A 1,985-nucleotide genomic window follows, 5' to 3' on the forward strand; every position below is an offset into this window, starting at 1 on the left:
TTTGTTTGACCTGAAGTGAACTTCAGTTCGTAGTGTGTCCGCCATGAGCATGGACATGAGCGCATGGATGGCCCTGCGCAACGCGAGCCAGGAACCGGGGCGGCAGCGGCAGCCGGCGGGCGTGGTGGCCCGGCGGATCGCCGGGTTCGCCCGGCCGCACCGTCGCCGGATCGGCGCCTTCCTGCTGTTCAGCGTCGTCGGCGCGGTACTGACGGTGGCCACGCCCCTGCTCGCGGGCCGGGCCACCGATGCGATCACCTCCGGTGCGGCGGTCTCGGTGCTGGCCGGCATCGCCGTGCTGATCGCGGTGATCGCCGTCGTGGAGGCCGGAGCCGGGCTGGTCGAGCGCTGGCTCTCGGCGAACCTGGGCGAGGGCCTGATCTGGCAGCTGCGTACCGCGGTGTTCGACCACGTGCAGCGGATGCCGGTCGCGTTCTTCACCCGCACCCGGACCGGCGCGCTGGTCAGCCGCCTGAACAACGACGTGATGGGCGCGCAGCGCGCGTTCAGCGACACCCTGTCCGGGGTGGTCAGCAACCTGGTCACGCTCGTGCTGACACTCGTCGTGATGCTGGCGATCTCGTGGCCGGTCACGCTGCTCACGCTCGTGCTGCTCCCGCTGTTCGTCCTCCCGGCCCGCCGGATGGGCCGCCGGCTCGCGGCGCTGCAGCGCGAGGCCGCCGAGCACAACGCGGCCATGAGCAGCCGGATGACCGAACGGTTCTCCGCCCCCGGGGCCACCCTGATCAAGCTGTTCGGCCGACCGGAGCAGGAGTCGGTCGAGTTCGCCGACCGGGCCGAGCGGGTGCGCGCGATCGGCGTGCGCTCGGCGATGGTCCAGTGGGTCTTCGTGACGGCGCTGACGCTCGCGTCGTCGCTGGCGGTGGCCCTGGTCTACGGCCTGGGTGGGTACTTCGCGCTGCGCGGCGCACTGCAGGCCGGCGACGTGGTGGCGCTGGCCATGCTGCTGACGCGTCTCTACGCGCCGCTGACCGCGCTGGCCGGGGCCCGGATCGAGATCATGAGCGCGCTGGTCAGCTTCGAGCGGGTGTTCGAGGTGCTCGACCTGGAGCCGATGATCGCCGACGCGCCGGACGCACGCCCGGTACCCGACGGCGGGGTGTCGGTCGAGTTCGACCGCGTCCGGTTCGGCTACCCGACCGCCGAGAAGGTCTCGCTGGCCTCGCTCGAGGAGGTCGCGACGCTGGACACCCGCGGCGGCGAGGAGGTCCTGCACGACGTCTCGTTCACGGTGCGCCCCGGCGCGATGGTGGCGCTGGTCGGCTCGTCCGGGGCCGGGAAGTCGACGGTGGCACAGCTGCTGGCGCGGCTCTACGACGTCGACTCCGGCTCGGTGCGCCTGGCCGGGCACGACGTGCGCGAGCTGACCGGGGAGTCGATCCACCGGGCCGTCGGGTTCGTGACCCAGGACGGGCACCTGCTGCACGACACGATCGCGGCCAACCTGCGGATCGGCGCCCCGTCGGCGACCGACGAGCAGCTGTGGGACGCCCTCGAACGGGCACGGCTCGGCGATCTGGCCCGGTCACTGCCGGACGGGCTGGGCACGGTCGTCGGCGAGCGCGGGTACCGCCTGTCCGGCGGGGAGCGGCAGCGGATCACGATCGCGCGGCTGCTGCTGGCCCGGCCGCGCGTCGTCGTGCTGGACGAGGCGACGGCCAGCCTGGACTCGACGTCCGAGGCCGCGGTGCAGGCCGCGCTGACCGAGGCGCTGGCCGACCGGACCGCGATCGTGATCGCGCACCGGCTCTCCACGATCCGCCGGGCGGACGAGATCCTGGTCCTCGAGGCCGGACGGGTCGTCGAGCGCGGCACGCACACGTCGCTGACGGCCGGGGACGGGCGCTACGCGGAGCTGCACCGCACCCAGTTCGCGGAGCCGGTCGCGGCGTGAGCTGCTCCGCGCTCAGTATCGATGCGCGGCTCCGCAGGCTTCGCGCTCAGTATCGATGCGCGGCTCCGCA

1 protein-coding gene is annotated in these 1,985 nt (G+C 72.8%); it reads left to right on the plus strand.

All coding sequences use genetic code 11. The annotated features are described in order from the left end of the window. Positions 1–49: 49 nt before the first annotated feature. Entirely contained in the window at positions 50–1,915 is a 1,866-nt protein-coding gene (locus I4I78_RS32175; RefSeq protein ID WP_218615277.1) for an ABC transporter ATP-binding protein, read from the plus strand. Positions 1,916–1,985: the final 70 nt, after the last annotated feature.

This window comes from Pseudonocardia sp. KRD291 (assembly GCF_019263595.1).
In the GTDB taxonomy this organism is placed as follows: Bacteria; Actinomycetota; Actinomycetes; order Mycobacteriales; family Pseudonocardiaceae; genus Pseudonocardia.